This window comes from Paenarthrobacter sp. YAF11_1 (assembly GCF_052113445.1).
In the GTDB taxonomy this organism is placed as follows: domain Bacteria; phylum Actinomycetota; class Actinomycetes; order Actinomycetales; family Micrococcaceae; genus Arthrobacter.
The window spans coordinates 173485-199823 of the sequence record NZ_JBFRDF010000007.1 but is presented as its reverse complement, the minus strand read 5'-3'; the positions used below and the strand labels follow the sequence as shown (position 1 = coordinate 199823).

Below are 26339 nucleotides of genomic sequence, written 5' to 3'. Positions count from 1 at the left end.
ATGTCCTCGTTAGGTTGAAATCAATGCTGGAGTCAGCGGGGTAGCAGGGGAGAACCGTCCAAGGCGCGCTCTTCAATCAGCTTTCCGCCCAGAATACGCTCCACCGCAGCCCGCCCAAAGACACGGGACTCTTCGATGGTTTCATCTTCCGGGCTGGGGATGTCGTCCGCGACCGACTCCGGCTTCGCCTGCGTCCTCACCGGCGCCTGAACGCGACCCGCTTGGGCTTCGGGGCTGTTGGTCAACCGCTGGTACAGGCTTTGGCGGCCATTCGGATTGCCCGACGGCGCGGCCTCCTCCAGCGTCGCAACCGAACCGTGGGCTTCCTCGGGTTGGGTCGCCAAGGAGGGCCAGGTGGGCGCGGCGGCGTTGCCGCTTCCGGCGGGGACGCCGCTGCTGACGGCCGGAGCGCCACTGCTGACGCCCGGGGCGCTGCTGCCGACGGGCTCGGGCATCGATTGCGATGCGGGCCAGCTCGACGCCGGTGCGACGTCCCAGCTGGAGCTTGGGTTCTGCTCCGCGTTGGTTGGATGACCGTAGGCGCCCGTGGTTGTTTCCGGAACCTGGGCTGCGGCTGGCTCGTAGTCAGGAGCGTCTGCTGCCGTTGCGGTTACTTCGGCCGCTTCGGCGGGCTTCTTGCCCACATTGGACTCCGTGCCCACAACCCAAGTACCCGGCGCTTGCTCGACTGCCCTGGACCAGGGGTCGTTGGACGCCGTCGCCTTCGTCGTGCCGGCAGAGGGCGAAGGTGCAGCCGCTGTTGCGCTGCTTGCTGAAGCCGAAGTGGTGGCCGCTGAAGGCGCCGAGGCGCTCGAAGGGGATGTTGGGACACTGGTTGCCGGCGCCGCAGTTGCCGGTGCCTTACTTGGTTGGCCGTAACCCGAGGGGGGTTCCCAATCCGCAGGTGGCTCTTCGTCCAAGGGCGGAGCGTCCTCGTCGAGCGGCGGACCCCAGTCGTCGTCGGGGTACGAGTAGTCGCCGGATGGCTCGGGAGTCGGAGGAGCGGCCGGGATCGGTGTGGTGGGTGCTTGCGTTGAAGCAGCCGGTTCCGGCATGTGCGCAGCCGGCGTCGGGGCCGTGGGTGCTGGTGGTGCCGGTGCTACTGGTGCGGGGGCAACTACCGCCGCGGCGGGTTCTGCAGGGGCAGGGGTTGCCTCTGCCGGCACGGATGCTGCTGCCGGTGCGGCAGCTGGTGCCAGACCCCACGCGGAGTCGACAGCAGACACCGGTGCCGGCGCCGATGCTGTTTCCGCAGGCGACGACGTGGCGTTTGCCGCTGCTGCCTCGGGGGATTCAGCACCCGCCGACGCCGGGGCGCCCGCTGGTGCTGCAGCAGCCGGAGTTTCCCGGCTAGTAGGTGCTTTTGGGTTTGGCTCAGAGCTCGCTGAGCTGTTGCCGCCAGCGATTGCGACGATCTGGCAGTCGATGCCGATGGTCTTATGAATCGCCTGCCGAAGGTTCTCGGAGTGATCCGCACGTCCGAACGCACCTGCAAGGCCGCCGGTGGTGAATGCCAAAGTCAGGATCTGGCCTTCGAAATGGGCAACCTGGGCATTGGGTTCCACGAGCGCCCAGGTACTGCGCTTGATCTTGGTCAGCGTCTGCAGGACATCCGGCCATGCACGGCGCAGAGCCTCCACGTCTCCGGTTCCGCCGGATGCAGGCGGTCCTCCGGCTGCGTTCGGCTGCGGTGTCGGTGCTTGAGGTGCAACCTGCGCTGGTGCGGACTGCACTGACTCGGACTGTGCCGGCTGCACCGGTTCAGGGCGCACTGGTTCAGGGCGCACTGGGGCTGGCTGGGCAGGTGCCGGCTGCTGTGCCTGCGGCGTTGCCTGGGCTGGACGAGACGTCGGTGCCTGGGTGGCTTCGGGCTGCTGTGCTGGTGCCGAGGCAGCAGCTTGGGGTGCGGCCTCCTGCGCAGGAGCGGACTGTGAGGGGCGACCGGAGGTTTGCCGGTCCTCCACTGGCCAATCACTGGTTGATACCCGCGGTGCTGTCAGGGCTTCCCGTGACGCAGGCTCAGAGGTCGGCTCGGACACAGCCGGCGCGGCGTGGGTAGCGGGCGCGGGCTGGGAAACCGGTGCGGTTTGCGAAGCCGGCGCAGTTTCCCGCACAGCAGCCGCAGTAACCGGCGGGCCAGCAGCAACAGCAGGCGCACCGCCGTCGCCCGTGTAATTCAGGCGACGTTCCACGCGGTCGATGCGGGCAGCGATGCCTCGTTCGGTCTGCTCAGCGCTGGGCAGCAGGATGCGCGCGCACAGCAGTTCAAGGTGGAGGCGCGGCGATGTGGCGCCTGTCATCTCGGTGAGTGCGGTGTTGGTGACGTCCGCTGCCCGGGAGAGCTCGGCAGCGCCAAGGTTGGTTGCTTGGTTGCGCATCCGGGCGATCTGGTCCGCCGGCATGCCGCGAAGAATGGCCTGGGCGCTCTCGGGCATCGCCTGAACGATGATGAGGTCGCGGAAGCGCTCCAAGAGGTCCTCGACGAAACGCCGGGGGTCGTGACCGGTTTGGATAACGCGGTCTACGGCGCGGAACACGGTTGCGGCGTCGGTCGCGGCAACGGCATCCACGATGTCGTCCAGCAAGGAAGCGTGGGTGTAGCCGAGCAGGGCCACAGCGAGTTCGTAGTCCAGTCCATGCGGGCCGGCGCCTGCCATGAGCTGGTCAAGGACGGACAGGGTGTCGCGAACCGAGCCGCCGCCTGCGCGGATGACGAGAGAGAGCACACCGGGGGCGACCGGAACGTTCTCTTGCTGGCAAAGGAGCTCGAGGTACTGCATCAGCGGCTCGGGCGGCACCAGCCGGAAGGGGTAGTGGTGCGTGCGGGAGCGGATGGTCCCGATGACCTTGTCCGGCTCCGTGGTGGCGAAGATGAACTTGATGTGTTCCGGCGGCTCTTCGACGATCTTCAGGAGCGCGTTGAAGCCGGCCGACGTGACCATGTGGGCCTCGTCAATGATGAAGATCTTGTAGCGGTCGCGGACCGGCGCGAAAGTCGCGCGTTCCCGGAGATCCCGGGCGTCGTCAACGCCACCGTGGCTGGCGGCGTCGATTTCGATGACGTCCAGCGAGCCGGAGCCGCCGCGCGCCAGTTCGATGCAACTGGGGCACTTGCCGCAGGGGGTGTCAGTGGGGCCCTCGGCGCAGTTCAGGCAGCGGGCCAGGATGCGCGCCGACGTGGTCTTGCCGCAGCCGCGGGGGCCGGAGAAGAGGTAGGCGTGGTTCACACGGTTCTTGCGGAGCGCCGTCATCAGCGGCTCCGTGACGTGTTCCTGCCCGATAACGTCCGCGAAAGAGTCCGGGCGATACCTTCGATACAGGGCAGTTGTAACAGTCACAAGTGAAACCTACCTATAGAGACTGACATTTAAATAAGTGACCCCTCATGCACCCGCCAGAGCCCATCTACCCTTGCTACCTTCCGGTCCTGGGGGAGTTCAACAGGATGACGCCACATGAGGGGCCGTCGACAAGCTTACCCGAACTTGGGTTGGGGTTCGAATCGGCTTGAGTGGCTGTGGATAAGGCTCGACGGCGGGTGGTTTGGTTCGCGATTTATCGCCACCCACTCACCGGCCACGTCATGAAAGCCGGCTCCTCGTAGGGGTGGGCGGCCCGCAGGGCCCGCACAACGCCGTCGAGCATGTCTTCCTCCACCACGCACTCGACCCGGGTCTCGGGCACCTGATCCTCAATCCCCACCACGCCAACGGAGGGCCGCGCTCCTGGCAGGGGCGTGAAGCGGCCGGTGCCAGGCGATGTAAAGGCGCAGTGGGAGTAGTTGCCGATCCGCCCGGCGCCGGCGTCCCCAATGGCCAGGAGGACCTCTTCGATCTGGGTCTCAGGAACGTAAACCACCAAGGCGTGGAGCTGGGTCATGGGAACATCCTGTCAATAAAGTTCGGCTACAAACAGGTCTCAACCATTGCAAAAGCCGGTATCACAGCGGACCATGGATATGTACACCGATTGGGGCAATCTCAAGATTGTGAGCTGCGGGGCCTGGGGGCGAGGGGCCGGACCCGGTGGCTCAACGATGTACCGCAAGAATGGGCGCGTTGGGGGCGTCCATTTTTCCGTTAACGGGGGAGTTTCCTGGGCCTTCCAGGGGTGGTCATTCGGCCCGATTACACGTTGCCGAAATTCTCAGGTACAGTAGTATCTGCTTTCGAATCGGAAGCAAGGAGAATTCGCCTAGCGGCCTATGGCGCACGCCTGGAACGCGTGTTGGGTTAACGCCCTCGGGGGTTCAAATCCCCCATTCTCCGCGTTTGGCCCCAGTCCTTGGACTGGGGCCTTTTGCGTTCCCGGATGGGTTCTTGCACAGCAGGACGCTAGTCCGCGTCAGCCTGCTGCTCGGCGTCCTGCTGTTGTGCCGCCGCCACCCGTTCCAACACTTCGCGGCAGGCTGCGGTTGCGGGGTGGATGCGGCCGGCTGTCCTGGTGGAGGTGAATACGGTCCGCTTTGGCAGGGCCGGAAGATCCAGCAGCTGAACGGTACGCAAGCGCCCGGTCCAGACGAGGTCCGGCATGAGTGCCACGGCGTTCCCGGATTCAATGAGCCGGATCTGTGCTTGGAGATCGGCCGTTTCGTACCTGACGTCGGGTTCGAAGCCCGCAGACCGGCATGCCTGTTCCGCCCAGTGCCGTGAAGCTGCGCCTCGGGGTTCCATGACCCATGGCATCGACGCGGTGTCCACAAGGGTCGACACCGTTTCACCGCCGAGTCCCACCGGGGGAGTGGCCAGGCGGATGGCATCGCTGGTGAGGGTGACGCGGTCCAGCCCGCTGTGGTGCGGGGCGGCGTGGCCGGGGTACTGCTCGGCCACCACGAGGTCGAAGTCCCGCGCCCACGTTTCGTACAGGGCGGTCTCGGGCTCGCGTTGGGTCATCTCCACCCGCACCTCGGGATACTCGTGCCGCATGATGGTGAGGAAATCCGGCAGCAGGGCCAACGCCGCGGACTGGAAGACGGCCAAGCGAACTGTTCCCGTGACCATGGACAGCGAGGCGGCAAGTTCGGTTTCCGCGCGTTCAAGGGTTTCCAGCAGCGCCGCGGTGTGTGCCACGAGGATCTCCGCCTGGGGCGTCAGTTGCACGCGACGACCCGCTTTGCGCAGCAATTCCACGCCGGCTTCCTTCTCCAGCAGAGTCAACTGCTGGGAGACCGAGGATGGGCTGTACTGCATGGCATCGGCCACCTCCGCGAGGGTTCCGCGGATCTTCAACTCGTGCAGCAAACGCAGCCTGCGGACGTCCAGCACGGCGGCCTCCAAAAGGTCGGGATGGGTAATCAATATTCGTCAGAAAAGATCGCTTTTCCTAACGTGATTGTAGATCCATACTGATGGAAACAAACAAACTTCTCCGTCCCAGAAGGAGCCCCCATGACCAGCACCATCCCGGATGCCACCGCCCCGAGCAGCCAGGATTCCGGACAGTTCGACGCCTTGGCGCAGGAAGCCATCGCCTTGGTCCGCCACTGGCTCACAGAAGCCGGCAAGATCCCCGTGGACGTGTCCGCCCAGCGCCTCGCCGGCGTCTTGAAAGACCCCAACGGCCTGGACTTCACGGTTGGATTCGTCGACGGCGTCATCCGCCCCGAGGACCTGTCGGTCGCCGGCCGTAAACTCGCAGAGCTGGCACCCAAGGTGCCCAAGTTCCTCCCGTGGTACATGCGCAGCGCTGTCCGCGTCGGTGGCGTCATGGCTCCGATCGTCCCGCAGGTAGTTATCCCGATCGCCCGCCGCGTGCTCCGCGAAATGGTGGGCCACCTGATCGTGGACGCCACTGACGCCAAGCTCGGCCCGGCCATCGCCAAGATCCGCCAGGACGGCGTTCACCTGAACGTGAACCTCCTCGGCGAAGCCGTTTTGGGAGAGCACGAAGCGCAGCGCCGCCTGGAAGGCACCCTCAAGCTCCTTGCCCGCGATGACGTGGACTACGTCTCCATCAAGGAGTCCTCCACAGTTGCACCGCACTCCCCGTGGGCCTTCGACGAAGCCGTCGACCACGTGGTGGAGAAGCTCACCCCGCTGTACCGCCTTGCAGCGTCCTTCCCCAAGCCCAAGTTCATCAACCTGGACATGGAGGAATACAAAGACCTCAGCATGACCATCGCGGTGTTCAAGCGAATCCTGGACATGCCGGAGTTCAAGAACCTGGAAGCCGGCATCGTCCTCCAGGCATACCTCCCCGACGCCCTTGGTGCCATGCAGGAACTGCAGGAATGGGCCACCGCCCGCCGCGCCCAGGGTGGCGCCCCCATCAAGGTCCGCGTGGTCAAGGGCGCCAACCTTCCCATGGAGCAGGTTGAAGCTTCCCTTCACGACTGGCCGCTGGCCACCTGGGGGACCAAGCAGGACTCGGACACCAGCTACAAGAACGTCATCAACTACGCCCTCACCCCGGAGCGCATTGACGCGGTCCGCATCGGCGTCGCAGGCCACAACCTGTTCGACGTCGCCTTCGCATGGTTGCTCGCCAAGGAACGTGGCGTCACCACGGGCATTGAGTTCGAAATGCTCCTGGGCATGGCAACCGGCCAGGCCACCGCAGTCCGCAAGGACGTCGGCAGCCTCCTGCTCTACACACCGGTGGTCCACCCGGGCGAATTCGACGTCGCCATCGCGTACCTGATCCGTCGCCTTGAAGAAGGCGCCAGCCAGGAAAACTTCATGAGCGCGGTCTTCGAACTGAGCGAAAATGAAGCCCTGTTCAAGCGCGAACAGCAGCGCTTCCTGGACTCCCTGGCCGGAATGACGGACGAGGTTCCTGGGCCCAACCGCCAGCAGGACCGCCGTCTCCCCGCCGAGCCCGCACCGCTCGAGGGCTTCGGCAACACCCCGGACACGGACCCGGCACTCCCGGCCAACCGCGCCTGGGGCCGCGACATCCTCAGCCGCATCCCCGGTTCTACCGCAGGCAACAAGATCGTCGAGTCCACCAAGGTCTCCGACGCCGCCGAACTGGACCGCATCATCGCCACCGCCGTGGACCACGGCAAGGCCTGGGGCGCCCTTCCGGCCGCCGAGCGCGCAGTGATCCTGCACCGCGCCGGCGACATCCTTGAGGCACGCCGCGCTGAGCTCCTGGAAGTCATGGCCTCGGAAACCGGCAAGACCATCGACCAAGGCGACCCCGAAGTCAGCGAAGCAATCGACTTCGCGCACTACTACGCCGAGCGCGCCAAGGACCTGGAAACGGTCGACGGCGCCACGTTCGTCCCAGCCAACCTCACCGTGGTGACCCCGCCGTGGAACTTCCCGGTGGCGATCCCCGCAGGCTCGACGCTTGCAGCGCTCGCCTCAGGCTCCGCCGTCGTGATCAAGCCTGCAAAGCAGGCCCGTCGTTCCGGTTCAGTCATGGTGGATGCCCTTTGGGAAGCCGGTGTGCCGCGCGAAGTGCTGGCGCTGGTGCAGCTCGAAGAGCGCGAGCTTGGCACCCAGTTGGTCTCGCACCTCAGCGTAGACCGCGTGATCCTCACTGGTGGCTACGAAACCGCCGAACTGTTCCGTTCCTTCCGCCAGGACTTGCCGCTGCTCGCGGAGACGTCCGGTAAGAACGCCATCATCGTCACCCCCAGTGCTGACCTGGACCTGGCTGCCAAGGACGTTGTCTACTCGGCGTTCGGCCACGCAGGCCAGAAATGCTCGGCCGCCTCACTGGTGATCCTGGTGGGCTCGGTCGCCAAGAGTGCCCGCTTCCACAACCAGCTGATCGACGCCGCACGTTCCCTGACCGTCGGTTACCCCGAGGACGCCACCACACAAATGGGGCCGATCATCGAGGCCGCCAACGGCAAGCTCCTCAACGCCCTCACCACCCTGGGCGACGGCGAAACCTGGGCCGTCAAGCCTGAGCGCCTCGACGAAACCGGCCGTTTGTGGTCCCCGGGCATCCGCTCGGGCGTCAAGCGTGGCTCCTACTTCCACCTCACCGAGTTCTTCGGCCCGGTCCTGGGCGTCATGACCGCCGAGACCCTTGAGGAAGCCATCGCCATCCAGAACGAGATCGAGTACGGCCTCACTGCCGGCCTGCACTCCCTGGATTCCGCTGAAATGGGCGTCTGGCTGGACACCATCCAGGCCGGAAACCTGTACGTCAACCGCGGCATCACCGGTGCGATCGTCCAGCGCCAGCCGTTCGGTGGATGGAAGAAGTCCGCTGTCGGTGCCGGAACCAAGGCCGGTGGACCGAACTACCTCATCGGACTGGGCAGTTGGCTCCCCGCCGAAGCCAAGGCCAAGCGCGGCACCGTGCTCCAAGGTGCAGCCGCGCAGCTTCTCGCTGCTGCGAAGTCTGCCGCTGTCTCCGGTAGCGAGCTCCAGTCCCTGCAACAGTCACTGTTCAGCGATGCCGCAGCATGGGAATCCGAGTTCGGCACCACCAAGGACGTCTCCGCCCTCTCCGCAGAGCGCAACGTCTTCCGCTACCGCTCCCTCCCTGTCACCATCCGCCTCTCCGAAGGCGAACGGCTCGCTGACCTGCTCCGTGTTGCAGCAGCCGGCGCCGTGGCGGGTTCGGCGCTCAAGGTGAGCTCCGCCGTCGTACTTCCCGATGCCGTGGTGACTGTGTTCGCGAACCTGGGCGTCAGCGTCCGGATCGAGGACGACGCCGCGTGGCTGGCCCGTGCGTCAAAGTTCGACGCCGGCCGGATCCGCCTGATCGGTGGCGACTTCGCTGCGCTGAGCGCAGCCATGGGTGGCCGTCCGGACGTCGCGGTGTACCACGGTGTGGTGACCCAGGCCGGTCGGATCGAGATGCTGCCATTCCTCCACGAACAGGCAGTGTCCATCACCGCCCACCGCTTCGGCACGCCGAACCACCTGTCCGATCACCTGATCTAGGGCGCGTCACGGTGTGCGCCGAGGGGTGAGCTCTCGGAAGTAAGTTCCCGCCGAGGGGTGAGCTCTCGGCAGTAAGTTCCCGCCGAGGGGTGAGCTCTCGGCAGTAATCACGCTTCAAAAGGTTGAAAGCCAGCCCCTCGGCGAGGTCCACACCACGTGGGTCCCCGCCGAGGGGTTGGCTTTCGCCTTAAGGGGTCTGCGTCGAGGGGTGAATTCCCGGCAGTAAAGTGCGCGTGAAAAGGGTTGAAAGCTAACCCCTCGGAGGTGGGGGAGAAGCGATAGGTGCCTAAGGGTTGAGAGCTGACCCCTCGGCGGAGGTGGGGAGAGCGAAAGGCACCTCAAGCCTCCGCGTAGCCCAGCCTTTGCAGCCTGCGACGGGCGGCTAGCTCGCTCGGTCCATGGGAGCCCAGGGCAAACCGGACCATGCCCAGCACGGCCCTGGTAGCGGTGACCACCGGCAAAGGAACTGGCCCAACCCGCGGGGCGCGAAGGCCTAGTAAGTCCCGATACTTGGGCTCAAGGCTTGCGACGGCGGCCGCGAACAGGATGCGGTAGCCAGGCGCCAGCAAGGGGCTCAGGGGAGGGTAGCGAATAAACGACACCGTCTCGGCCAGCCGCTCATCGGCCCGGAGTATCCCCGAGGCGTACCACTGCTCCAGTTCCTCGCGGACCTGGGCTTCGGTGAGCGGGGGATCGGTGACCCCCATGAGCCGGCCGGCCGCGGCCCACTCGCGGACATAGGCATCCGGTCCGCCGGGGATGGGTCTGCCCCAGATCCGGTTGGCCGTGATGAAGGAGTCCGCGTAGGTGACGTGGACCCAGCGGAGCAGTTCGGGATCGTTGGCTGCGTATTCGCGCTCCACGCCCTGTCCATCAAGGTAGGATCCGCGGACACGTTCGTGGATCTTCCGGACCCGTGCGGTCGCGGCCTCGGCGGCCTCCGTAGAGCCGTACGTCACCGTGAAGATCCACCGCACGGTGTTGGCGAGCCGGCCCAAGGGGTCTTTCTGGAAGCCGGAGTGTTCGTACACACCGGCAAGAGCGCCGGGATGGAGGGCCTGCATCAGCAGGACGCGGATGCCCGCCACGATGGTGGCCACATGGCCATGCACCGCCCAGACGGCCGAGCCCGGAAGGTGATATCCGGCGTCGTTCCCGTCTGCGAGGCGCGGCACCCACTCCGGAGGCGTGCCCGACGTTCCCGTGAAGGTGCGCTGCAATTCGTGCCTGTACTCCGTGAGGTAATTACTCATAGGTCCCATGAGACCTCCATTTGGCGGAGGTGTACAGAGCAGATTGTGTACAGATAATGCCCTTATGAGGGTCACATAAGGGCATTATCTGTACAAAAACTCCGGTGGGTCAGGAGCGGACGCGGCGCCTGGATGGTGCCGCTGCCACCAGCAGGGCGGCAATGGCGACGGCGGCACTCAGGATGAGCCCCGGCCGGTACTGTTCCAGCATGGCTTGGGCGCTGACGGTTCCGGCGGCTTGGCCGTGACCGCTGACCAAGGCTGTGGTGACGGCCAGAACCAGCGCGGCTCCCACTTGGGTGCTGGTCTGGATCAGGCCGGCTGCCAGCCCTTGTTCGGAATCCTTGATCCCGGCGGTCGCTTGCACGTTGATGGACGGGAAAGCCAGGGCAAATCCGATACCCAGCAAGACCACCGACGGCAGGATATCCAGCACATAGTTGGGCGTGGTGCCGACGCGCAGGAACAGGACGTAGCCCAATCCGAGGGCGGTGAGGCCTGTCAGGATCAGCTGGGTGGCGCCGAACTTTTCGATGAGCTTGTCCGCAAAAGGTGCGCTGGTCGCCACCAACAGGCCAGCCGGCAGCAGGGCCAGTGCCATGCCCAGCGGGGTCCAGCCGAGCACCGACTGCAGGTACATGGTGACGATGAACTGGAAGCTCAGGTAGGACCCGAACAACCCCACCGCGCTGAGGTTGGCCCGTGCCACCCAGCCTTCCTTGAGGATGCTGAAGCGGATCAGGGGGTGCTTGACCTTGTTCTCGATCACCGCGAAGGCTGCCAGCACGGCAACGGAAACTGCGAATCCGGCGATTGTTGCCACAGATCCCCATCCCTGTTCCGGTGCTGAAACCAAGGTGTAGACGAGGCCAAGCATGCCCAGTGCCAGGGTCACGGCGCCCCAGACATCGTGGCCGCTGTCCTCAACGGACGGCTTGTCCTTGGGAATGAACTTCATGCCCAGAAGGACAACCACCACCGCGATCGGCACCGAGACCAGGAACGTCCAGCGCCAACTGAGGCTGGTCATGAGGCCACCCACCACCAAGCCCAACGAGAAGCCGCTGGCGCCGAACGTCGTGAAGATGGACAGCGCCTTGTTGCGCTCGCGTCCCTCCGCGAAGTTGGTGGTGATGATGGAGAATCCTGTGGGCGCGGTGAAGGCGGCCGCGAGTCCCTTGATGAACCGGGTGGCGATCAGGATGGCGGGGTCGTCCACCAGCCCGCCAAGAAGCGACGCCGCGGCGAAAACGGTCAAAGCAATCAGGAAGATACGACGGCGGCCCAACAGGTCCGCGAGTCGGCCGCCCAGGAGCAACAGGCTTCCGTAGCCGAGAACGTAGGCGGAGACGATCCACTGCAGTGAATCGGTTCCGAGATTGAGTTCCTGTCCGATGGAAGGCAGGGCAACGCCAACCATGGAAACGTCCAGCCCGTCGAGGGCCAAAACGGTGCAGACAACCATCAGCAGCAGCCACTGGGCACGGGTCCAGTGAACGGCTGAAACCAAAGGCGGCTCAGTTGAGGTTTTGAGGGTGGTGGGTGATGTCATGCGCTTCAATCTATATGACGCGTCATTCAATGACAAGGACTACGATGACATGTCATTGGGTGACGCAGAATTGTATGACGTGGATTCAAATCGCGTAATGAACTAGAATCGGCACATGGCAACGACGCGTGACCGTCAACTGGTTGAGCAGTGGCGCAGCATCCAGAACTCCTACTTCCGCACCGCAGGAGCGATCGACCGCGCCCTCGAAGCCAAGTTCGACATTGGGCTCAATGAGTTCGAAATCCTGGACCTCGTGGCTGAAAGCGAAGAATCAGCCTGCCGGATGAAGGCCCTGGGGGAGCGTACCCCCATGACGCAGAGCGCCGTCTCCAAGGTGGTGGACAGGCTCGAAAAAGCAGGCTTGGTGTCCCGCCAAACCTGTGCGGATGATCGCCGCTCGCTGTTCCTGGAACTGACGGACGCCGGCCGTGCGCTCCACTCCACGGCCGCCGTCGAGCACCGCGCGCTGCTGAAGGAAAACCTGGGCTAGGTAACGCCCCTTGGGCTAATGGACTAACGCGACGCGACGGCGAATCGCTGGTGCTGATGTCCGAGAGTGCCGACAAAGCGCGCGATGCACTGCTGGATCTCGCGGCGCAACTCGTTGCGGTATCCACGACCGTCGAAGGGACCCTGGCTTGCCGCATGAGCGACCGCTTCCCCTGGATGTTGGCCCTGAGCCCGGCTGACCAGGAAGCCTGCGCGACTGCTGTGCTGGCAGCAGCCCGTGCCTCATTCGCCACCCATCAGCCCCACCTCGCGATTGCCGAGCTTACCTCCTGGCGTGAAACGGCCTCGGCTATCGCAGCGGGGCTGGGCAAAGAACCCGTGGATGGCTCGATGAAGCCGAAGCCGTCGAACGCCCGTAGCGCATGGTGAAGGAATCGAAAGTTGAACGGCCTACGAAGAAGAACGAATACTAGATCCGATTCGCCTCAACGCAGGCCAGGAAGGATTGGACTGTCGTTGACGCTTGCACTCAGATCGAAGCTCAAGACATCTTGAGCTAAAACTGATGGAACCTTTCCGCGACAAGGACCCATGAAGCCTTTATTTCTCCCCTGATACCCGCAACAATGGTGCTTGCACGCCAGGCTGGGGTTTGGTGCCGCTGGCTTTGGGGAGTGTTTTGTGGGCAAGCATCATGATTCAGACCGGGCAATTGATTTGATCCGCGCCGAAGGTTTCCATCGCGTTCTCATCGCGGGAAGCCTCGCAGTTCTGGCTTTCTTCGCTTTTGGCTTCCAGCCGCTCAATGCGGTTCCCACCACTACGGTTGATAATTCCCTGGCGCAGGGCGTCGTCGGGCCCACGGCATTGGGGACCTTGGTGCCGCCGGAGGCCGAGACACTCGTCATCGACCCCATGCCCGAACCCCCGGAGCAACTTCCCGGAACGCCGATGGTCTACTTCGACCGCGCCATGGTCCGAACTGTCAGCAAAGACGGTTCCACAGGCCTCACGGTAGCGTCCGCTGGGCTGTCCCGTCCGCCCACCGGTGCCCTGTACGCACCCCTTGAGGTCCTCAATCTGAGTTCCAATTATGGCTACCGTTACAGCCCATTGACGGGCTTGGCCGGTGAGTTCCACTGGGGCCAGGACTACGCCGCCGCCTGCGGCACGCGCGTTTACGCGGCCGACGCCGGTGTGGTCCGGGCCGTCGGCTGGCACCTCTGGGGCGGCGGAAACCGCGTGGAGATCGAACACGGCAACGGCCTGGTCACCACCTACAACCACCTGCAGGCCATCGGTGTCACCAAGGGCCAATCCGTTCGGGTTGGCGAGGTCATCGCCCAGGTTGGCACTACCGGCTGGTCCACAGGCTGCCACCTCCACTTCGAAACAATCGTGAACGGCCTGCACACCAACCCCAACGGTTGGACCTATCTGCCCATGCGGCAGATTGATCCGCTGCAGACCATCTCCATGGTCAACTACCAGCCCGGTGTCGGAACAGGAACGTCCGCGACTCCGGTCTGGGCCGTGCCGGTAGCCGACGGCACCAACCGCGCCGTCATCGGCGGCGAGCACGAAGAGCCCGAGCCGCTGCCGGTAGTGGTTCCGCCTACCACCACGACGCCGCCGGTTACGCACACGCCGACGCCAACGCAGACGCCGACGGCGACCCCCTCACCGTCCGTGACGGCAACGCCGACCCCGACTCCGACGCAGACTGCTACGCCCACCCCGACGCCGACCGCTACACAGACTGCTTCACCCACGGCCACGCCTACGCAGACCGCTACCCCGACTCCGACACCTTCGCCGACCACCACGGCACCAGCGACCACCACGGCACCAGCGACCACCACGTCGCCTGCTACGACCACGGCGCCTGCCGCGAAGACTGTGGCACCGCCAGTGACGTCGTCGGACGCTTCCGCGCCGACCGCCGTCGTGCCCCCTGCGGCACCGGCTCCGGCGGCTCCAGCCCCGGCTGCTCCCGCTCCTGTGGCACCAGCGCCGGCGGCGCCCGCTGTGGTTGCCCCGGCCGCTCCAGCACCTGCTGTGCCGGCCGCAGTAGTCCCGGCTCCGGTAGTGGTCGCTCCGGCGCCTGCTGCGCCGGCCGTAACGCAGGCCGTGGCTCCTGCTCCGGCACCCGTAGCGCCGGTGGCTCCTGTGCCTGCTCCGGCTCCCGTCGCGGTCCTGCCCTCGACGCTCCCAGCGGTAGTTCTTCCGCCTGGATATGTCCTGGTGGCACCGGACAAGGTTCGGCTGCCCAATGGCACGGTGGTCCTGTTGTCCACCCTGGTACTTCCTCCGACGCCCTAAAGGTCACGACGCTGAGGACACGCGAAACGCCTGAACGCCTGCGTTTCGCGCCCCAAAGCCGGCTCCCGTAAGCTCGATGGCGGCAAGCCCGCCAGCCGACGTCGTCAGGAAGCGAATCCCATGACCAGCCTGTACAGCATTCCCCTCACCTTTAACGATGGCACCGAAGCGGACTTCGGCCGGTTCGAGGGGAAAGCAGTCCTGGTGGTCAACGTCGCTTCTGAATGCGGCTTCACCCGCCAGTACGCCGGGCTCGAGGAGCTGTACGGCAAATATCGCGAACAGGGACTGGAGATCCTCGGGGTGCCCTGCAACCAGTTCGGTGGGCAGGAACCCGGCGCGGATGAGGAGATCGCGGAATTCTGTGAGCGGAATTTCGGCGTGACCTTCCCCCTGACCAGCAAAGCGAACGTCCTGGGGAAGCAGCAGCACCCCCTGTTCGCGGAGTTGACCCAGGACGAGGACGGCCAGCCTGCCAAGGTGAAATGGAACTTCGAGAAGTTCGTCATAAACCGGGGCGGAGATCTCGTGGCGAGGTTCCCATCCACAGTGGAGCCTGACTCCGAAGACCTTGTAAAGGCAGTGGAAAAGGCGCTGGCATAAAGCCATCAATTCTGAAGGGAGGAAAGTAATTTTCCAACATTCCGCCGGGTGTTAGCCAGTTGTTGGCTAGTTGTCTGGTTGGATTAGCCCTACTGGATTGATACGGGAGACGCCGTCTCCCACCAAACGCTAAGGCAAGCTATGGAGCTCATCGAGGCCGAGTACCCCAAACCAGGTCATGTGCTTTTGCACCTGAGTGATCTGCACCTGGTGGGTGGTCCGGGCACGCTCTACGGCTCTGTGGACAGCGCCACCAGGCTCCAGGAGATCTGCGACCAGATCATCGCCTCCCGGATCAGGCCGGAAGCCATCATTTTCACCGGAGACCTCGCGGACAAAGGTGAGTTGGAAGCCTACAAGCGGCTCCGTGACATGATCGAACCCGTCTGCGACGCCCTCGGCGCCAAAGCCATCTGGGCCATGGGCAACCACGACAACCGTGCCAACTTCCGTTCCGCCTTCGTGGATGCTTCCGAGGACAGCAAGCCCCACGATCCCGTGGACCGCAGCTACTTCGTCAACGGGCTCCGCATCATCACGCTGGACACCACTGTCCCCGGCCACCACTACGGTGAACTGTCGGAGTCCCAGCTGGAATGGCTCGCTGCCGAGCTGGCCACCCCGGCCCCCGACGGCACCATCCTTGCCCTGCACCACCCGCCCGTCCCGTGCGTCCAGGACCTCGCCGTGTTGGTGGAGCTGCGCGGCCAAGCCGCGCTGGCCGCCGTCGTGCGTAATACCGACGTCCGCACCATCCTGGGTGGCCACCTGCATTACTCCACGACGGCGGGCTTCGCCGGCATTCCGGTATCGGTGGCCTCGGCCACGTGTTACACACAGGACCTTGGCGTCCGTGCAGGGGCACAGCGAGGCAGGGACGGCGCGCAGTCGTACAACATGATCCACGTATACGAGCACACGATCGTGCATTCGGTGGTGCCAATGTCAGGCGGGGTCACCGTGGGCGAGCCCGTGGACGCTGACGAGGTTCAGCGTCGGCTGGCTGAAGCCGGCATCCGCATTCCCCACGAATCGCGGGTGGGTGCCCACACGTCACCGGGCACGCACACCTCGTCGATGCCGCTTGTTGCTCCCGGTGGCTTTACTTCTCCCAAGGCGCCTTGACCGGGAAGTACTTCTCCAGGAAGTCCGTCACCAGATCGGCGCGCTCGTTGGCTTCAACCTCCGGGAAGCTGCCGTCGTTAAGGCAGAAGAAGTCCATGTGGCGCTTCGCCAGAAGCTTGGGCAGGTAGTGAAGACCGGCCCACATGGTGGAGTCCACGTACCTGACCTTGGCGTTGGTCTGCGTGACGGCGCGGCCCGTGAGCAGCGCGTAGTAGTGGTAGAACGAGTTAGTGACCGAGATGTTGTCCGCGGCGCGGAAACGGCTGCCGGCGGTCTTGGCGAATTCCGCCGGAAATTCCTTCTCCATGCGGGCCACCACGCTGCGCCGCAGGGGAGCCGCGGTGTGTTCCAGGTGCCGGGTGGTGATCCGGCCGAAGCGCTCCCAGAGCAGCTTGCGGTTGACGCGTGCCGCGTTCTCGAAGCCGCTGCGTTCGGTGTCGTTCTCGCCGAGCCCGATCCGGGTGTCAGCCTCGATGAACTTGGTGATGCCGCCTGGAGTGAAGAACATGTCCGGGCCCACTGGGCGGCCAAAGAACATGTCGTCATTGGAGTACAGGAAGTGCTCTGAAAGCCCCTCGATGTGGTGGAGCTGGCATTCCACGGCTTGCGAGTTGTGCGTGGGCAGGACCGAGGTATCGGCGAAGAAATCCTCGCTGCGAACGATCGTGACAGAGGGGTGGTCTGCCAGCCATTCCGGGGCGGGGGAGTCGGTGGCGATGAAGATACGCCGTACCCACGGTGCGAACATGTGCACTGATCGCAGCGCATACTTCAGTTCGTTGATCTGGCGGAAGCGTGCCTCATGGTCGTCACCCTCGCCCAGGACGGTATCGGCCTGCTGCGCGCGCCGCCTGGCGATGTACTCGGGGTCGCTGCCATCCACCCACGAGAAAACCATATCGACATCAAAGTCGATGTCGCTGGCGTGGTCCGCGAACATGTTCTCGATGGTGGGCCAGGTCAGGCCGTGCCGCTGGACGGTGCCACGGACGGCGTCCTGCCGCAGCATGGTGCGGCGGGTCAGGGAGTTCTCCACGGGCAACTCAAGGTGGTCGCCTTCAAACCGCCACAGCTCCAGCTGCACACCCAGCGCCGGGCCGTACCAGAGGCCACCGCCTGTTTCGACGCGCGGGCGGTACAGGCGGAAGATGCGGGCTTTCCTGTTGGCGGACAACTCGCCGTCGGCTACCAGGACCGAGGTCTTCTTCTTGGCGTCCACAGTCATGGAGTAGAAAGGCTCGTTGTGGAACGCTGACACCAGCGCCTCACGGACCTCCTTGCGCGACTCCCAGTCGACAGCGACAACCGGCCTCTCGTCATTGCCGCGCACCAGGATGAAATCGATGCCGGCAGCGTCCAGCGCCGCCCTGACAGCCAGGAGATCGGACACCATGGCCTGTTGCGGGGTGAGGTCGGCGTTGATCAGGGCGTACCGCCCACGGTGACGGACGACGTCGGACCTGTGCTTAAGATGCGCGACGACGGCAGGCGAGATCGCCTCAGCAATCGTGTCCTCTTCAATGGACGGGCTGCCGTGGTAAATCGGATCGACCTGTGCTTGTGTGATGGCTGTATCTCCGGGATCGTCGGTGCGTGAAACTGGACTCGCTGGTTGTTAGATGGAAAGGGCCTCGCGCCAGCTGCGGAGGAAAGCGCCGCCGGCGTCATCGTGGATGACGTCGTCCGCCAGTTGGAGGTCAGCGGCCGTCAGTATGGTGTAGGGCTTCACCGGTACGCCGTCTGCGGGCCGGACGTCCACGTGCTTTACGTCGTGATCGTTGTGGTGAAGCCAGTCTGCCATGGCATAGTCCGTGCGGGAATCACCCACGGTCCGCCAAGAGAGCGGAGTGATGCCCTGGGCCGCGAGCAGTTCGACGGCGCGGCTGGCTCCGAGGTCTTTGCCGAGGCGGACGGATTCGATGTCCGTGGAGATGATGGTGGGGTCCAAGCGGTAATCCGCCGTGTCATCGGATTCCGGCGCATGGTGGTCCAGGATCGCCGCGTTGAGGCCGTGCCGTCCCATGATGTCCAAGGCGTCGGCGTCGAAGAGTTTCTGTTCGGCCAGGTAGTCCGCACTGGCCACGTCGAGGTGCTGCTCCACGGAAACCATGGCGCGCTTGGTCTCGTCAAAGAACATGTGCGCGGAATAGTCCTCGGCAACCAATCGGCGTATATCGTCGCCGTAGGCCTTGGGCACTGCGAGTTCGTGGTCCACATGGATGGGACCGGGGCCCTCCGCCGTGTAGCTGAACCACACAGCGCCCTTCTCGCAGATGGCGTGGATGACGGTGTTGGACGGCATCCCGGCGGCAATCATGGGCTCCATGACCTGCTCGCTGATGAACGCGTCGGAGCGGCCCGTGTTGAAAATGACGGGAATACCCGCCGAGGCCAGCGCCACCATGTCCGCGATGATGTCCGGCTTGACGTCGCGCGTCACAGGGCTGGCGATGGGGCCGTCGACATCCAACAGCAACGCCAGGGCAGGCGTAGCGTGGGCAGCGGTCCGGTCAGTACCTTGGAGCGGTTGAGTCATGCCCCTATTCTGTCAGTCCGCACGGTGACCCTCACAGCTGTGACGTCTGTGACGCCCCACGAAGGATATAGACGGCAATCGTGGAAAGGACGTGCCAATACCGGCGGACTTGGCTGGTCATCGTTTCCTAGCGGAATTTGCCCTCGGGATCCGGCGCGCATCGGGTGTTGCCGCCGAGCGTGGTTCCGAAGCTGCTCGTTCCAAGCTGCATGGAGAACTTGCCATCGCCAAAGCCTGTGGTCGTCTGGTCTCGGTTCGCCCCCGAGGGCTGGGTTTGTACGACTCTTAGCCCTTTGCTTTCAAAGACTTCCTTTACCGTCTTGTGTATCGCTTCAGCCTGATCTTCTGAGATCGCGCCCTGCGTACTGTCGAAGCTGAATTGAGTCCCTCCCATGCCCAGAGGCAGATGGCAGACGTCCCCCTGTGCCTCTGGAGTGACTTTTGTCCAGTCGCCGGGGCGAGGGCTTGAATCTTGTTGAAGAGGTCGAAGTACTCTGTGCGGGCTTGTACCGGGTTCATGGTCTGCTCTGCTGTGCTGATCGCCGGGTTGGTGTTCGGTGTTGTCCCGCACCCTGGCAGGGTGAGAAGAAGGGCCACTGCGGCGGGAAGGACGCGTCTGGACCTAGACGCCATCAGTAGTCGATTCAACATTCTTGATTCCCTCATTCGCCGCTAACCATTAGCCTCCGCAGGACACGCTAATTGCTACCCTGCGAATCCGGAACGCAGCGGCTATTGCCGGCGACAGTAGTGCCGAGATCGCCGGTATAAACCTGGAGAACCAGTCCATCTGGCCCGAAGCCGTTGGTTATGATGAGCTTGTTCGTGGCCGTTGATTGATCAAAGACCTTCACGTCGTATCCGCGGGACTTGAAGAACTCCTCGACTTTTTGCCTGAGCACCTCGCGGTCCGTGACACTAAGGGGACCTCTGGTCCTGGATCCGCCGAATTCTTTGCCGCTTCCAGTTCCCTGGAAATTGCAGTAGCCGCCCGCCGGAACATCCTTATTGGTCCAATCGCCCGGTGCCATCGCTTGGATCTCGTCGAGGAGTCCGAAGAACTCCGTTCTGGCCTCTTCCGGTGTCATGGTTGCTCCTTTCCCGTCTTCGGGAAGCATGTTGCTCGTTGCGGTGGTTTGAGAGGTTGATGGGGCTGTGCCCTCACCCGAAGACCCAGGAACGCATCCGGACACGAGCAGCAGCAAGACGGCACTCGTGGAAAGTACGCGCCAGTACCGGCGGTGGTGCATCGTCGTCATCGTTTCCTAGCGGAATTTTCCCTCGGGATCCGGCGCGCATCGGGTGTTGCCGCCGAGCGTGGTTCCGAAGCTGCTCGTTCCAAGCTGCATGGAGAACTTGCCATCGCCATAGCCTGTGGTCGTCTGGTCTCGGTTCGCCCCCGAGGGCTGGGTTTGTACGACTCTTAGCCCTTTGCTTTCAAAGATTTCCTTTACCGTCTTGTGTATCGCTTCAGCCTGATCTTCTGAGATCGCGCCCTGCGTACTGTCGTAATTGAACCGAGTGCCCTCGGTCCCGTCCGGGAGGGGGCACGCCATACCGGGTTTATCGGGTGTAATTTTCGTCCAATCGCCCGGGGCGAGAGCTTGAATTTGTGTGAAGATGTCGAGGTATTCCGTGCGGGCTTGTTCTGGTCCCATAGTCTGCTCCGCGGCGCTGGTAGGTGGGGTGGTGCTCGGCGTTGTCCCGCACCCTGCAAGGGTGAGAAGAATGATCGCCGCGGCGGGAAGGGCGCGCCTGGACCTAGACGGCATCAGCAGTCGATTCAACGTTTCTTGATTCCCTCTTTGGCCGCTGTAACCATTACCGTGCCCGTGGAGAGGCTATTTTGCTACCTCCGGGTCCGGGACACAGCGGCTGCTGCCATCAATTATTGTGCCGAGGTCGCCCGTGTATAGGGCGACGGATAACCCATCGGGTCCGAATGCAGTAGTGATGAGCAAATTATTCGTGGTGGTTGATTTATCGAGGGTCTGAATTTTGTACCCGCGTGATTCATAAAATGCTGAGACTTTCTGCCTGAGTGTCTCGCGCTCGGTGGCGCTAAGGGGTCCCGTGGTCCGGCCGCCGGAGAACTGCTTGCCGCTTCCGGTGTCCTGGAAGTTGCAGTATCCACCTGCCGGAACGTCCTCGTTCACCCATTCATTTGGTGCCAGGGCTTGGATCTCATCGAGGAGTCCGAAGAACTCCTTACTGGCATCTTCCGGTGTCATAGTTGCCCCTTTCCCGTCGTCGGGAAGTTTGTTCGTTGACGTGGCTTGAGAAGACACAGTCGGTGTCGTGTTGCCGCCGTCCTGCGGGGCGGAGGCACATCCGGATATCAGCAGCATCAGGACGGTGCCCGCGGAAACGGCTGCTGCAGTCAGTCGTCGTCGATTCAACAATCTGATTTCCTTCATTCGTGATTTTCCACAGGTTCTCCTGAATTGGTCAGCTTATCCGTGAGCCCCAGAGAGACATATGCTTGGTTGAAGCTCGACTCAGTATTGAGAGATGCATACCCAAGCTTCTCACCGTCCTCGAGCCAGCCATGATTCTCTGTTGACAGTGGCGTTAGACTTCCCGCATCAGTACCCACGCCGTCGGCCCCGATCTGTATTGCTCCGTACGCCGGGACGGGAACCGTGAACGAAGGTCCACCTTGGGGAGCCTGATTGGTCTGATAGTGGAATCCCTGAATGCGTTCTCTGCTCACATTTCCAATGTCGGATACGTTGTCGACGGTGAATTTGGTTTGGTACACATCAGCGCCCGGGTTCAGATGGAAGTCTTGGACACCTGCTACACCCTTCAGTACGCCAATGTCGGCATTAAGATTGATGCTGTCTACGGCCATGCCCTCCACTGCCGCAGCCTGGGCCGTCAACGTGCCATAGGACAAGCCTGAAATGTTGTTGCTGGCGGTGTTTCCCAAACTGTTTTGAACGGCGGCAAGGGTGTTGATGTCCTTGCTCAGGAACGACCCGCCTGTCCGGGCATTGGCATCATCGAAGACCCCAGCCGCCGGGGCCGGTTCGAAAGCTACCCATCCCACCACAGCCAGTCGAGGTGGGATACCCGCGTGGGTGTCGTTCAGCTGTGCAACACGAAGTTGCTGATGATATTGCGTGTCAGCGGCCAGGGCGAGGTCCGGCATGCTTTTGGCCACGGTCGTGTCGACGCCAGGGACCTGGTAGGTGGTGACTTTGGCTGCATCGAGGTCTCCCACACTGATAGCAGCGCCGGGCTGATCGAGATTGAGGCTGATCAGTTGCTTCGCAACGCCATGTTGCCCGGTTTCCAGGGCGGTTTTGATGCTCCGAAGTCGATCCAAATATCCCGGAGTATTGATCCACGGTGGTGCAATGGGATGCCGCCCCACCGCAGTTTCATGCACGAAGACGTCGAATTCTTTAAGCATCTGCGTCAGTACCAGTTGGTTGGCCTGATTCCTTGCAGTGTAGGAGACCCCTTGCAGATTCCCGATGATCGACGGGAATGTATTGATGAGGAGCTGCTGGGTCTCGCCGAGGGTAACTTTGCCGGTGCCGTTATCTACTGTGTGGCCGAGGCTGGTCCACCATGCTGCGGTCACCGCAGGGTTGTATTCCTGGTTCTGCAGGAGTCCCTGGAGCCGGGCTTTGTTCGCAGGTGCGGCAAGCCAGGTTGTCAGTTGCGCGGCGTTCAGGCCCGCGATGTCGTTCAAGCCGACTTGGTTTGGTGCTGCGTACTGGATGAAGAGCCCGTTGAGCATGCTGTCCGCGATAGAGCCGCTGCCTGCTGTTTCGAATGCGGTGGCGACCTGCTCTATCCAATCGGCATCTGCTGCGTTGGCGGCGAGGAGCATCTCGAAACCAGCAACAAAAGATTCAGTCTCGATGGTCACCCAGGAACACGATGCTGTGAAGCTGCTCCAGGCGTTCCGGACTGCGACAAAGTGTGAGTTCAAGGTGTTCGTGGCCGTCCGGGACACTGAGGCAAAGCCGCGGAGCTTTTCCGGGTCAGCCGAGGTGGTTCCGGTTCCTGGTCCGCCGGCGAACCGGGGCCGGTCCCGGGGAGAAAACACCGCTGAAACAGCCGGTGCAGGGACCGGCGTGCTCTCGGGCATCGGGTCCAGGACCATGGTGGCAACTGTCACTGATGCTTCGGCGATGTCACCGGAGAGCAGGTGCTGTTTGCGGATGTTGTCGCGTTGCTGCCAGGCTTCCATGTTCTTTTGCCGGGCCTTCTCTTGCTGGGCCCTGTGGTTGGCCTCGCCGACGTCCTCGGCCAGAGCCGCGAGGACACCTGAAAGCTTGCCGCGATCATCGGACCTGATGGCGCAGGCGTCCTTGAACAAGCGCCCGTAGCCCCCGTTGAAATCCTGCACTGCCTGCTCCACGGCCCCGCACAGGAAGCCTCCCTCGGCACGCAGAACCTCGTCGGCGGAGTTCGCGGCAGTGATCAGCGCGTCGGCCGCGCCGTCATCAAAAGCAATTACCATGCCCGCCCCCAAACCAGAACAATAAATCCAACGACTAGCATAACTGCTCTTTGTTCCGATCGGAGGTCCATGGTGTTCGACGCCTTTAGGAGGGATGCATGCCGGATGAAAGCATGAAGCACCGATTCCTGACGACGGAACAGGTGGCCGAGGAACTGAATGTGTCAGTGAAGCAAAGCAAGGCGTTGCTTGAGCCAGTGATTTGCGGGCATCCAGGTCAGGGGCCGTAGGAGCAGAAGCCGGAAGTCACCTTTTGGCTACAACCTGCCTGTGCCGCGGGTCACAAGTTCCGTTAGGGCGCCAACTTCCATAGGCTTGCAGGGTGATCTTCAAAGCTGTGGGCGAGGGACGCCCGTACCCTGACCATGGATACTCCGCGCCGCGGGACTGGGCTGCCTTGCCCCCGCGCCCTATCCGCCTCGATGAACTGGTAACCACCAAACGAACCTTGGATTTGGAGGCATTGTTGGCTGAGGACTCAACCTTCTTTGGCGATCTGTTCCCGCACGTTGTCCAGTATCAGGGCGTCATGTACCTCGAGGACGGGCTCCACCGGGCCGTCCGTACGGCGCTCCACCAGAGGACCGCGATCCACGCACGCGTATTGGTGATCGATGGCTAGGCGGACGGGTCCGACCAGCCCGGAGGAGTCCCCAGCAAAAAAACGTAAGCGTCCCAAGGATGTGACGCAGCTCCATGGCCACCATGTGGTCACCGGCCCAGAGCTCCGGGCAACTTTTGCTGAGGATGCCGCGGCCCAGAAGAGCCGTTTCCGGCGCCGGCTGTTCCACGGAATTGTTCTGGTCCTTCTCGTGGGTCTGATCGCTGCCGGGGCCGTTGGCGCCTGGGCGATCATGAATGGCGTGATCAAAGTCCCCACCGCGATCGCCAGCAAAGCCCCCATCAGCCTGTGCCCCACCACAACGTTCGACTACGTTCCGAACGAAGCAGTTAACCTCAACGTTTTCAACGCCACGTCCCGCGGCGGTCTGGCAGGCACCGTGGCGGAGCAATTTACTGCCCGGGGCTTCAAAGTGGCCTCGGTGGACAATAGCGAGACCGCCTATGCCGGAGTGGCCGTAGTGGTTTCCGGCGTCAAGGGCCAGGCGGCTGCTTTCAATGTCCAGCGCAACCTTGCCGGGACGGACTACTTCCAGGACAACCGTGAGGACGAGTCCGTGGACGTCATCCTCACCTCAGGATACGAAGGCCTGGTGGAGCCCGAACTGGTGGATCAGACCCCGGGGAAGCTGCTGTGCCCCCGCGAAGACCTGCGTATTGCGGACAACTCCAAGTGGCCGATCATTCCGACGCTTCCGGCGGGACAGTAGCGGCAGGAAGCAACACTGGCGCCGCGCCCCTGTACTAGCCCGCCAGGGCGTCGTGGATGGGTGCTTCCTGGACGGCTGCTTCCAGCCGAATCGGCCGCCCGGCTTCGTCGAAGCGTGCGCCGGCCCCGAGCTGGATGAAATGTACGGTCTGCGCAGTATGGGCTTCAACAGATTCGTGTGCCTCAACAGCTGCCTTGATCTCGACGTCGGAGGCCGGGGCAGGCGCGGTAGTCCCGCCGTCGGGCGTTCGGTTGCGTCGTGCGGCGCTGGCAGACAGCGTTCCGTGAATGAGTCGCGCCAGCTGGGCGACGTCGACGTCAGGAAGGTAGCCCTGGCGGACCCCGTCTTGAAGGATGTCCTGCAGAAGGATATTGAGGTCGCCCACGTGGTCCGCGAGCTTCGCGAAGGAACCGGGGGAGAGGACCGCGGCCATGGCCGGACCCGGAGGCAGGTGGCGGCGGCTCAGATCTTCCACCTGCGCGCGGACGTAGAGGGCCAGCCTGTCCACCGGGTTTTCCAGCGCCGCCAGCGAATCGCGGAGATCGACAATGAAGCGTTCGGTCTCGTCCAGGGCGTAGGCGATGAGGAGCTGCTCCATGTCAGCGTAGTAGTTGTAGACGGCGGTGCGGCCTACTCCTGCGTGACGGGCGACGTCCGTCATGGTCAGGCCGGGGAGGCCATGGGTGAAGAGGAGTTCACCGAAGGCAGTGAGAATCCTCCGTTGGGTCTCGGCGCGTTGGGCAGCATTCGTGGCGGCCGTGATCCTGGGCATATAGACACTTTACAGTGATCTGTCACTAAGAGCTGCGGGTTTGTCAGGTGTCGCTGTTTCCTTCAGGAGCCCGGGCCGTGGTTTTACGGATGACCAGGTGCGGTGTCCGGACCACGCTGCCCGGCGACGAGACTCCTTCGATCCGGTCCACGGCGCGGCCAACGGCGGCGGCGGCAAGGAGCGGAGCGTCCTGGCTGACTGAGGATAACTGGACGTAACTCAGCTTGGCGAAGTTGCTGTCGTCATAGCCGAGTACCGAGACATCCGCGGGAATGCCGATTCCCGCGGCCCTGAAACATTCCATGACTCCGAGGGCCGACCTGTCGTTGAAGGCAATAACAGCCGTTGGCAGATCAGCCTGAAGGGTGTGACCCGCTCTCATGCCGTCCTCCTCTCCGGTGCCGCCGGAAACAACCACAGGTTGCAGGCCGTGCCGGATCATTTCCGCGCGGTACGTCTCCCGGCGCTTGTCCGACGAGATGGCCGTGCCGCCGTCCACGTGGACGATCCGGCGGTGACCCAGACTGACCAGATGGTCAACGGCCAGTGCGATGCCGGCGTAATCGTCGCTGCTGACCGAATCCACATACTCGCCCACATCGTCGCGCAGGAGGCTGACCACCGGGACCTGGCGGGCGTGCTGTGCCAGGTTATCCACGCTGAGGGTGGGGGCGATGATGATCAACGCCTCGGCGCCGACATCCAGCAAGGTCTCGATGGCGCGGGCCTCGGGCCTGCCGCCGGCCACTGCGCTCAGCGTTATCTCATATCCCCTGGCAGACGCCTCCGCGTAGGCGGCATCGACGATTTCAGCGTGAAACGGCTGTGAGCTGGAAAAGGCGAGGCCCAGGAGTTTCGTCCTGCTGCTCCGCAGCAGCCTCGCGCGGGAGTCCGCCCGATAACCGAGATCGCTGGCCGCCTGCAGGACTCTTTGCCGGGTGGATTCCGCCGCGCCGGGTGCGCCCCGCATCACGATGGAAACCAAGGCCCGCGAGACGCCGGCCGCCTCGGCTACGTCCATCAGGGTGGGGCGGCGCTGCAGTTCTGACATGTTTCCTCCCGT

General features: G+C 63.5%; 23 protein-coding genes, 1 tRNA gene and 1 other RNA gene. 10 read left to right on the top strand and 15 right to left on the bottom strand.

The genetic code is table 11. The features are described 5' to 3' along the window. Positions 1-32 precede the first annotated feature (32 nt). From AB4Y77_RS13160 to AB4Y77_RS13150, 3 genes are all read right to left on the bottom strand, one after another. Positions 33-3338, bottom strand: a complete 3306-nt coding sequence (locus AB4Y77_RS13160; protein ID WP_442014262.1) for a DNA polymerase III subunit gamma and tau — start codon at positions 3336-3338, stop codon at positions 33-35. Between the two features lie 33 nt (positions 3339-3371). Then, positions 3372-3468, bottom strand: an RNA gene (ffs, locus tag AB4Y77_RS13155) — signal recognition particle sRNA small type. 87 nt (positions 3469-3555) lie between these two features. Further along, positions 3556-3879: a hypothetical protein gene (locus AB4Y77_RS13150; RefSeq protein ID WP_442014261.1), complete on the bottom strand. Its 324-nt coding sequence runs from the start codon at positions 3877-3879 to the stop codon at positions 3556-3558. Positions 3880-4183: 304 nt separating this feature from the next. On the opposite strand from AB4Y77_RS13150, the gene AB4Y77_RS13145 reads away from it, so the two are divergent. Continuing rightward, positions 4184-4268 (top strand) — tRNA-Ser (locus AB4Y77_RS13145). A 66-nt stretch (positions 4269-4334) separates the two neighbouring features. On the opposite strand, the gene AB4Y77_RS13140 is transcribed toward AB4Y77_RS13145, so the two are convergent. After that, complete coding sequence (locus AB4Y77_RS13140) at positions 4335-5264, bottom strand: LysR family transcriptional regulator (RefSeq protein ID WP_442014294.1); 930 nt, start codon at positions 5262-5264, stop codon at positions 4335-4337. Between the two features lie 123 nt (positions 5265-5387). On the opposite strand from AB4Y77_RS13140, the gene AB4Y77_RS13135 reads away from it, so the two are divergent. Next, positions 5388-8849, top strand: coding sequence for a bifunctional proline dehydrogenase/L-glutamate gamma-semialdehyde dehydrogenase (locus AB4Y77_RS13135; protein WP_442014260.1), 3462 nt, complete (start codon positions 5388-5390; stop codon positions 8847-8849). Positions 8850-9187: 338 nt separating this feature from the next. On the opposite strand, the gene AB4Y77_RS13130 is transcribed toward AB4Y77_RS13135, so the two are convergent. After that, positions 9188-10111 (bottom strand): oxygenase MpaB family protein, encoded by a 924-nt coding sequence (locus AB4Y77_RS13130; protein WP_442014259.1) that lies wholly within the window; start codon positions 10109-10111, stop codon positions 9188-9190. A 100-nt stretch (positions 10112-10211) separates the two neighbouring features. Then, positions 10212-11654 carry an MFS transporter gene (locus AB4Y77_RS13125; protein WP_442014258.1) on the bottom strand — a complete coding sequence of 481 codons (1443 nt, stop codon included), beginning with the start codon at positions 11652-11654 and terminating at the stop codon, positions 10212-10214. Positions 11655-11769: 115 nt separating this feature from the next. On the opposite strand from AB4Y77_RS13125, the gene AB4Y77_RS13120 reads away from it, so the two are divergent. From AB4Y77_RS13120 to AB4Y77_RS13100, 5 genes are all read left to right on the top strand, one after another. Further along, on the top strand, positions 11770-12147 hold the full coding sequence (locus AB4Y77_RS13120; protein ID WP_311211341.1) for a MarR family winged helix-turn-helix transcriptional regulator: 378 nt from the start codon (positions 11770-11772) through the stop codon (positions 12145-12147). Between the two features lie 56 nt (positions 12148-12203). Beyond that, positions 12204-12536, top strand: a complete 333-nt coding sequence (locus AB4Y77_RS13115; RefSeq protein WP_442014257.1) for a hypothetical protein — start codon at positions 12204-12206, stop codon at positions 12534-12536. A 252-nt stretch (positions 12537-12788) separates the two neighbouring features. Next, positions 12789-14429 (top strand): M23 family metallopeptidase, encoded by a 1641-nt coding sequence (locus AB4Y77_RS13110; protein ID WP_442014256.1) that lies wholly within the window; start codon positions 12789-12791, stop codon positions 14427-14429. A 120-nt stretch (positions 14430-14549) separates the two neighbouring features. After that, positions 14550-15032: a glutathione peroxidase gene (locus AB4Y77_RS13105; protein ID WP_311211338.1), complete on the top strand. Its 483-nt coding sequence runs from the start codon at positions 14550-14552 to the stop codon at positions 15030-15032. Positions 15033-15173: 141 nt separating this feature from the next. Continuing rightward, complete coding sequence (locus tag AB4Y77_RS13100) at positions 15174-16157, top strand: phosphodiesterase (protein WP_311211337.1); 984 nt, start codon at positions 15174-15176, stop codon at positions 16155-16157. Here the strand turns inward: AB4Y77_RS13100 and AB4Y77_RS13095 are convergent. The 7 genes from AB4Y77_RS13095 to AB4Y77_RS13065 form a co-directional block, all read right to left on the bottom strand. After that, positions 16135-17550 carry a stealth family protein gene (locus AB4Y77_RS13095; protein WP_396136257.1) on the bottom strand — a complete coding sequence of 472 codons (1416 nt, stop codon included), beginning with the start codon at positions 17548-17550 and terminating at the stop codon, positions 16135-16137. The genes AB4Y77_RS13100 and AB4Y77_RS13095 overlap by 23 nt on opposite strands. Before the next feature lie 222 nt (positions 17551-17772). Next, positions 17773-18693 (bottom strand): hypothetical protein, encoded by a 921-nt coding sequence (locus AB4Y77_RS13090; protein WP_442014255.1) that lies wholly within the window; start codon positions 18691-18693, stop codon positions 17773-17775. Positions 18694-18820: 127 nt separating this feature from the next. Beyond that, positions 18821-19087: a hypothetical protein gene (locus AB4Y77_RS13085; RefSeq protein ID WP_442014254.1), complete on the bottom strand. Its 267-nt coding sequence runs from the start codon at positions 19085-19087 to the stop codon at positions 18821-18823. 304 nt (positions 19088-19391) lie between these two features. Then, positions 19392-19781: a hypothetical protein gene (locus AB4Y77_RS13080; RefSeq protein WP_442014253.1), complete on the bottom strand. Its 390-nt coding sequence runs from the start codon at positions 19779-19781 to the stop codon at positions 19392-19394. A gap of 177 nt (positions 19782-19958) precedes the next feature. Beyond that, a complete protein-coding gene (locus tag AB4Y77_RS13075; protein WP_442014252.1) occupies positions 19959-20351 on the bottom strand; it encodes a hypothetical protein in 393 nt (130 codons plus the stop codon). A 183-nt stretch (positions 20352-20534) separates the two neighbouring features. Continuing rightward, positions 20535-20924, bottom strand: a complete 390-nt coding sequence (locus AB4Y77_RS13070; protein ID WP_442014251.1) for a hypothetical protein — start codon at positions 20922-20924, stop codon at positions 20535-20537. Between the two features lie 182 nt (positions 20925-21106). Continuing rightward, positions 21107-23173, bottom strand: a complete 2067-nt coding sequence (locus AB4Y77_RS13065; protein WP_442014250.1) for an alpha/beta hydrolase — start codon at positions 23171-23173, stop codon at positions 21107-21109. A 98-nt stretch (positions 23174-23271) separates the two neighbouring features. On the opposite strand from AB4Y77_RS13065, the gene AB4Y77_RS13060 reads away from it, so the two are divergent. The 3 genes from AB4Y77_RS13060 to AB4Y77_RS13050 all read left to right on the top strand — a co-directional run bounded on the left by AB4Y77_RS13060 (position 23272) and on the right by AB4Y77_RS13050 (position 24504). Then, positions 23272-23403 carry a hypothetical protein gene (locus AB4Y77_RS13060; RefSeq protein WP_442014249.1) on the top strand — a complete coding sequence of 44 codons (132 nt, stop codon included), beginning with the start codon at positions 23272-23274 and terminating at the stop codon, positions 23401-23403. A gap of 92 nt (positions 23404-23495) precedes the next feature. Next, positions 23496-23795 carry a type II toxin-antitoxin system VapB family antitoxin gene (locus AB4Y77_RS13055; protein ID WP_011773432.1) on the top strand — a complete coding sequence of 100 codons (300 nt, stop codon included), beginning with the start codon at positions 23496-23498 and terminating at the stop codon, positions 23793-23795. Between the two features lie 61 nt (positions 23796-23856). Next, positions 23857-24504, top strand: coding sequence for a LytR C-terminal domain-containing protein (locus AB4Y77_RS13050; protein ID WP_442014248.1), 648 nt, complete (start codon positions 23857-23859; stop codon positions 24502-24504). Between the two features lie 34 nt (positions 24505-24538). On the opposite strand, the gene AB4Y77_RS13045 is transcribed toward AB4Y77_RS13050, so the two are convergent. Both AB4Y77_RS13045 and AB4Y77_RS13040 read right to left on the bottom strand, forming a co-directional pair. Continuing rightward, positions 24539-25276, bottom strand: coding sequence for a TetR/AcrR family transcriptional regulator (locus AB4Y77_RS13045; RefSeq protein ID WP_400383875.1), 738 nt, complete (start codon positions 25274-25276; stop codon positions 24539-24541). 43 nt (positions 25277-25319) lie between these two features. After that, positions 25320-26327, bottom strand: coding sequence for a LacI family DNA-binding transcriptional regulator (locus AB4Y77_RS13040; protein WP_442014247.1), 1008 nt, complete (start codon positions 26325-26327; stop codon positions 25320-25322). Positions 26328-26339: the final 12 nt, after the last annotated feature.

Bases quoted from the DNA above. Each gene is read 5' to 3' on its own strand.
- AB4Y77_RS13150 (WP_442014261.1), bottom strand. From the start codon at position 3,879: ATGACCCAGCTCCACGCCTTGGTGGTTTACGTTCCTGAGACCCAGATC.
- AB4Y77_RS13135 (WP_442014260.1), top strand. From the start codon at position 5,388: ATGACCAGCACCATCCCGGATGCCACCGCCCCGAGCAGCCAGGATTCC.
- AB4Y77_RS13130 (WP_442014259.1), bottom strand. From the start codon at position 10,111: ATGGGACCTATGAGTAATTACCTCACGGAGTACAGGCACGAATTGCAG.
- AB4Y77_RS13125 (WP_442014258.1), bottom strand. From the start codon at position 11,654: ATGACATCACCCACCACCCTCAAAACCTCAACTGAGCCGCCTTTGGTT.
- AB4Y77_RS13120 (WP_311211341.1), top strand. From the start codon at position 11,770: ATGGCAACGACGCGTGACCGTCAACTGGTTGAGCAGTGGCGCAGCATC.
- AB4Y77_RS13115 (WP_442014257.1), top strand. From the start codon at position 12,204: ATGTCCGAGAGTGCCGACAAAGCGCGCGATGCACTGCTGGATCTCGCG.
- AB4Y77_RS13105 (WP_311211338.1), top strand. From the start codon at position 14,550: ATGACCAGCCTGTACAGCATTCCCCTCACCTTTAACGATGGCACCGAA.
- AB4Y77_RS13100 (WP_311211337.1), top strand. From the start codon at position 15,174: ATGGAGCTCATCGAGGCCGAGTACCCCAAACCAGGTCATGTGCTTTTG.
- AB4Y77_RS13095 (WP_396136257.1), bottom strand. From the start codon at position 17,550: ATGGTGTCCGATCTCCTGGCTGTCAGGGCGGCGCTGGACGCTGCCGGC.
- AB4Y77_RS13090 (WP_442014255.1), bottom strand. From the start codon at position 18,693: ATGACTCAACCGCTCCAAGGTACTGACCGGACCGCTGCCCACGCTACG.
- AB4Y77_RS13085 (WP_442014254.1), bottom strand. From the start codon at position 19,087: ATGGGAGGGACTCAATTCAGCTTCGACAGTACGCAGGGCGCGATCTCA.
- AB4Y77_RS13080 (WP_442014253.1), bottom strand. From the start codon at position 19,781: ATGACACCGGAAGAGGCCAGAACGGAGTTCTTCGGACTCCTCGACGAG.
- AB4Y77_RS13075 (WP_442014252.1), bottom strand. From the start codon at position 20,351: ATGGGACCAGAACAAGCCCGCACGGAATACCTCGACATCTTCACACAA.
- AB4Y77_RS13070 (WP_442014251.1), bottom strand. From the start codon at position 20,924: ATGACACCGGAAGATGCCAGTAAGGAGTTCTTCGGACTCCTCGATGAG.
- AB4Y77_RS13065 (WP_442014250.1), bottom strand. From the start codon at position 23,173: ATGGTAATTGCTTTTGATGACGGCGCGGCCGACGCGCTGATCACTGCC.
- AB4Y77_RS13060 (WP_442014249.1), top strand. From the start codon at position 23,272: ATGCCGGATGAAAGCATGAAGCACCGATTCCTGACGACGGAACAGGTG.
- AB4Y77_RS13045 (WP_400383875.1), bottom strand. From the start codon at position 25,276: ATGCCCAGGATCACGGCCGCCACGAATGCTGCCCAACGCGCCGAGACC.
- AB4Y77_RS13040 (WP_442014247.1), bottom strand. From the start codon at position 26,327: ATGTCAGAACTGCAGCGCCGCCCCACCCTGATGGACGTAGCCGAGGCG.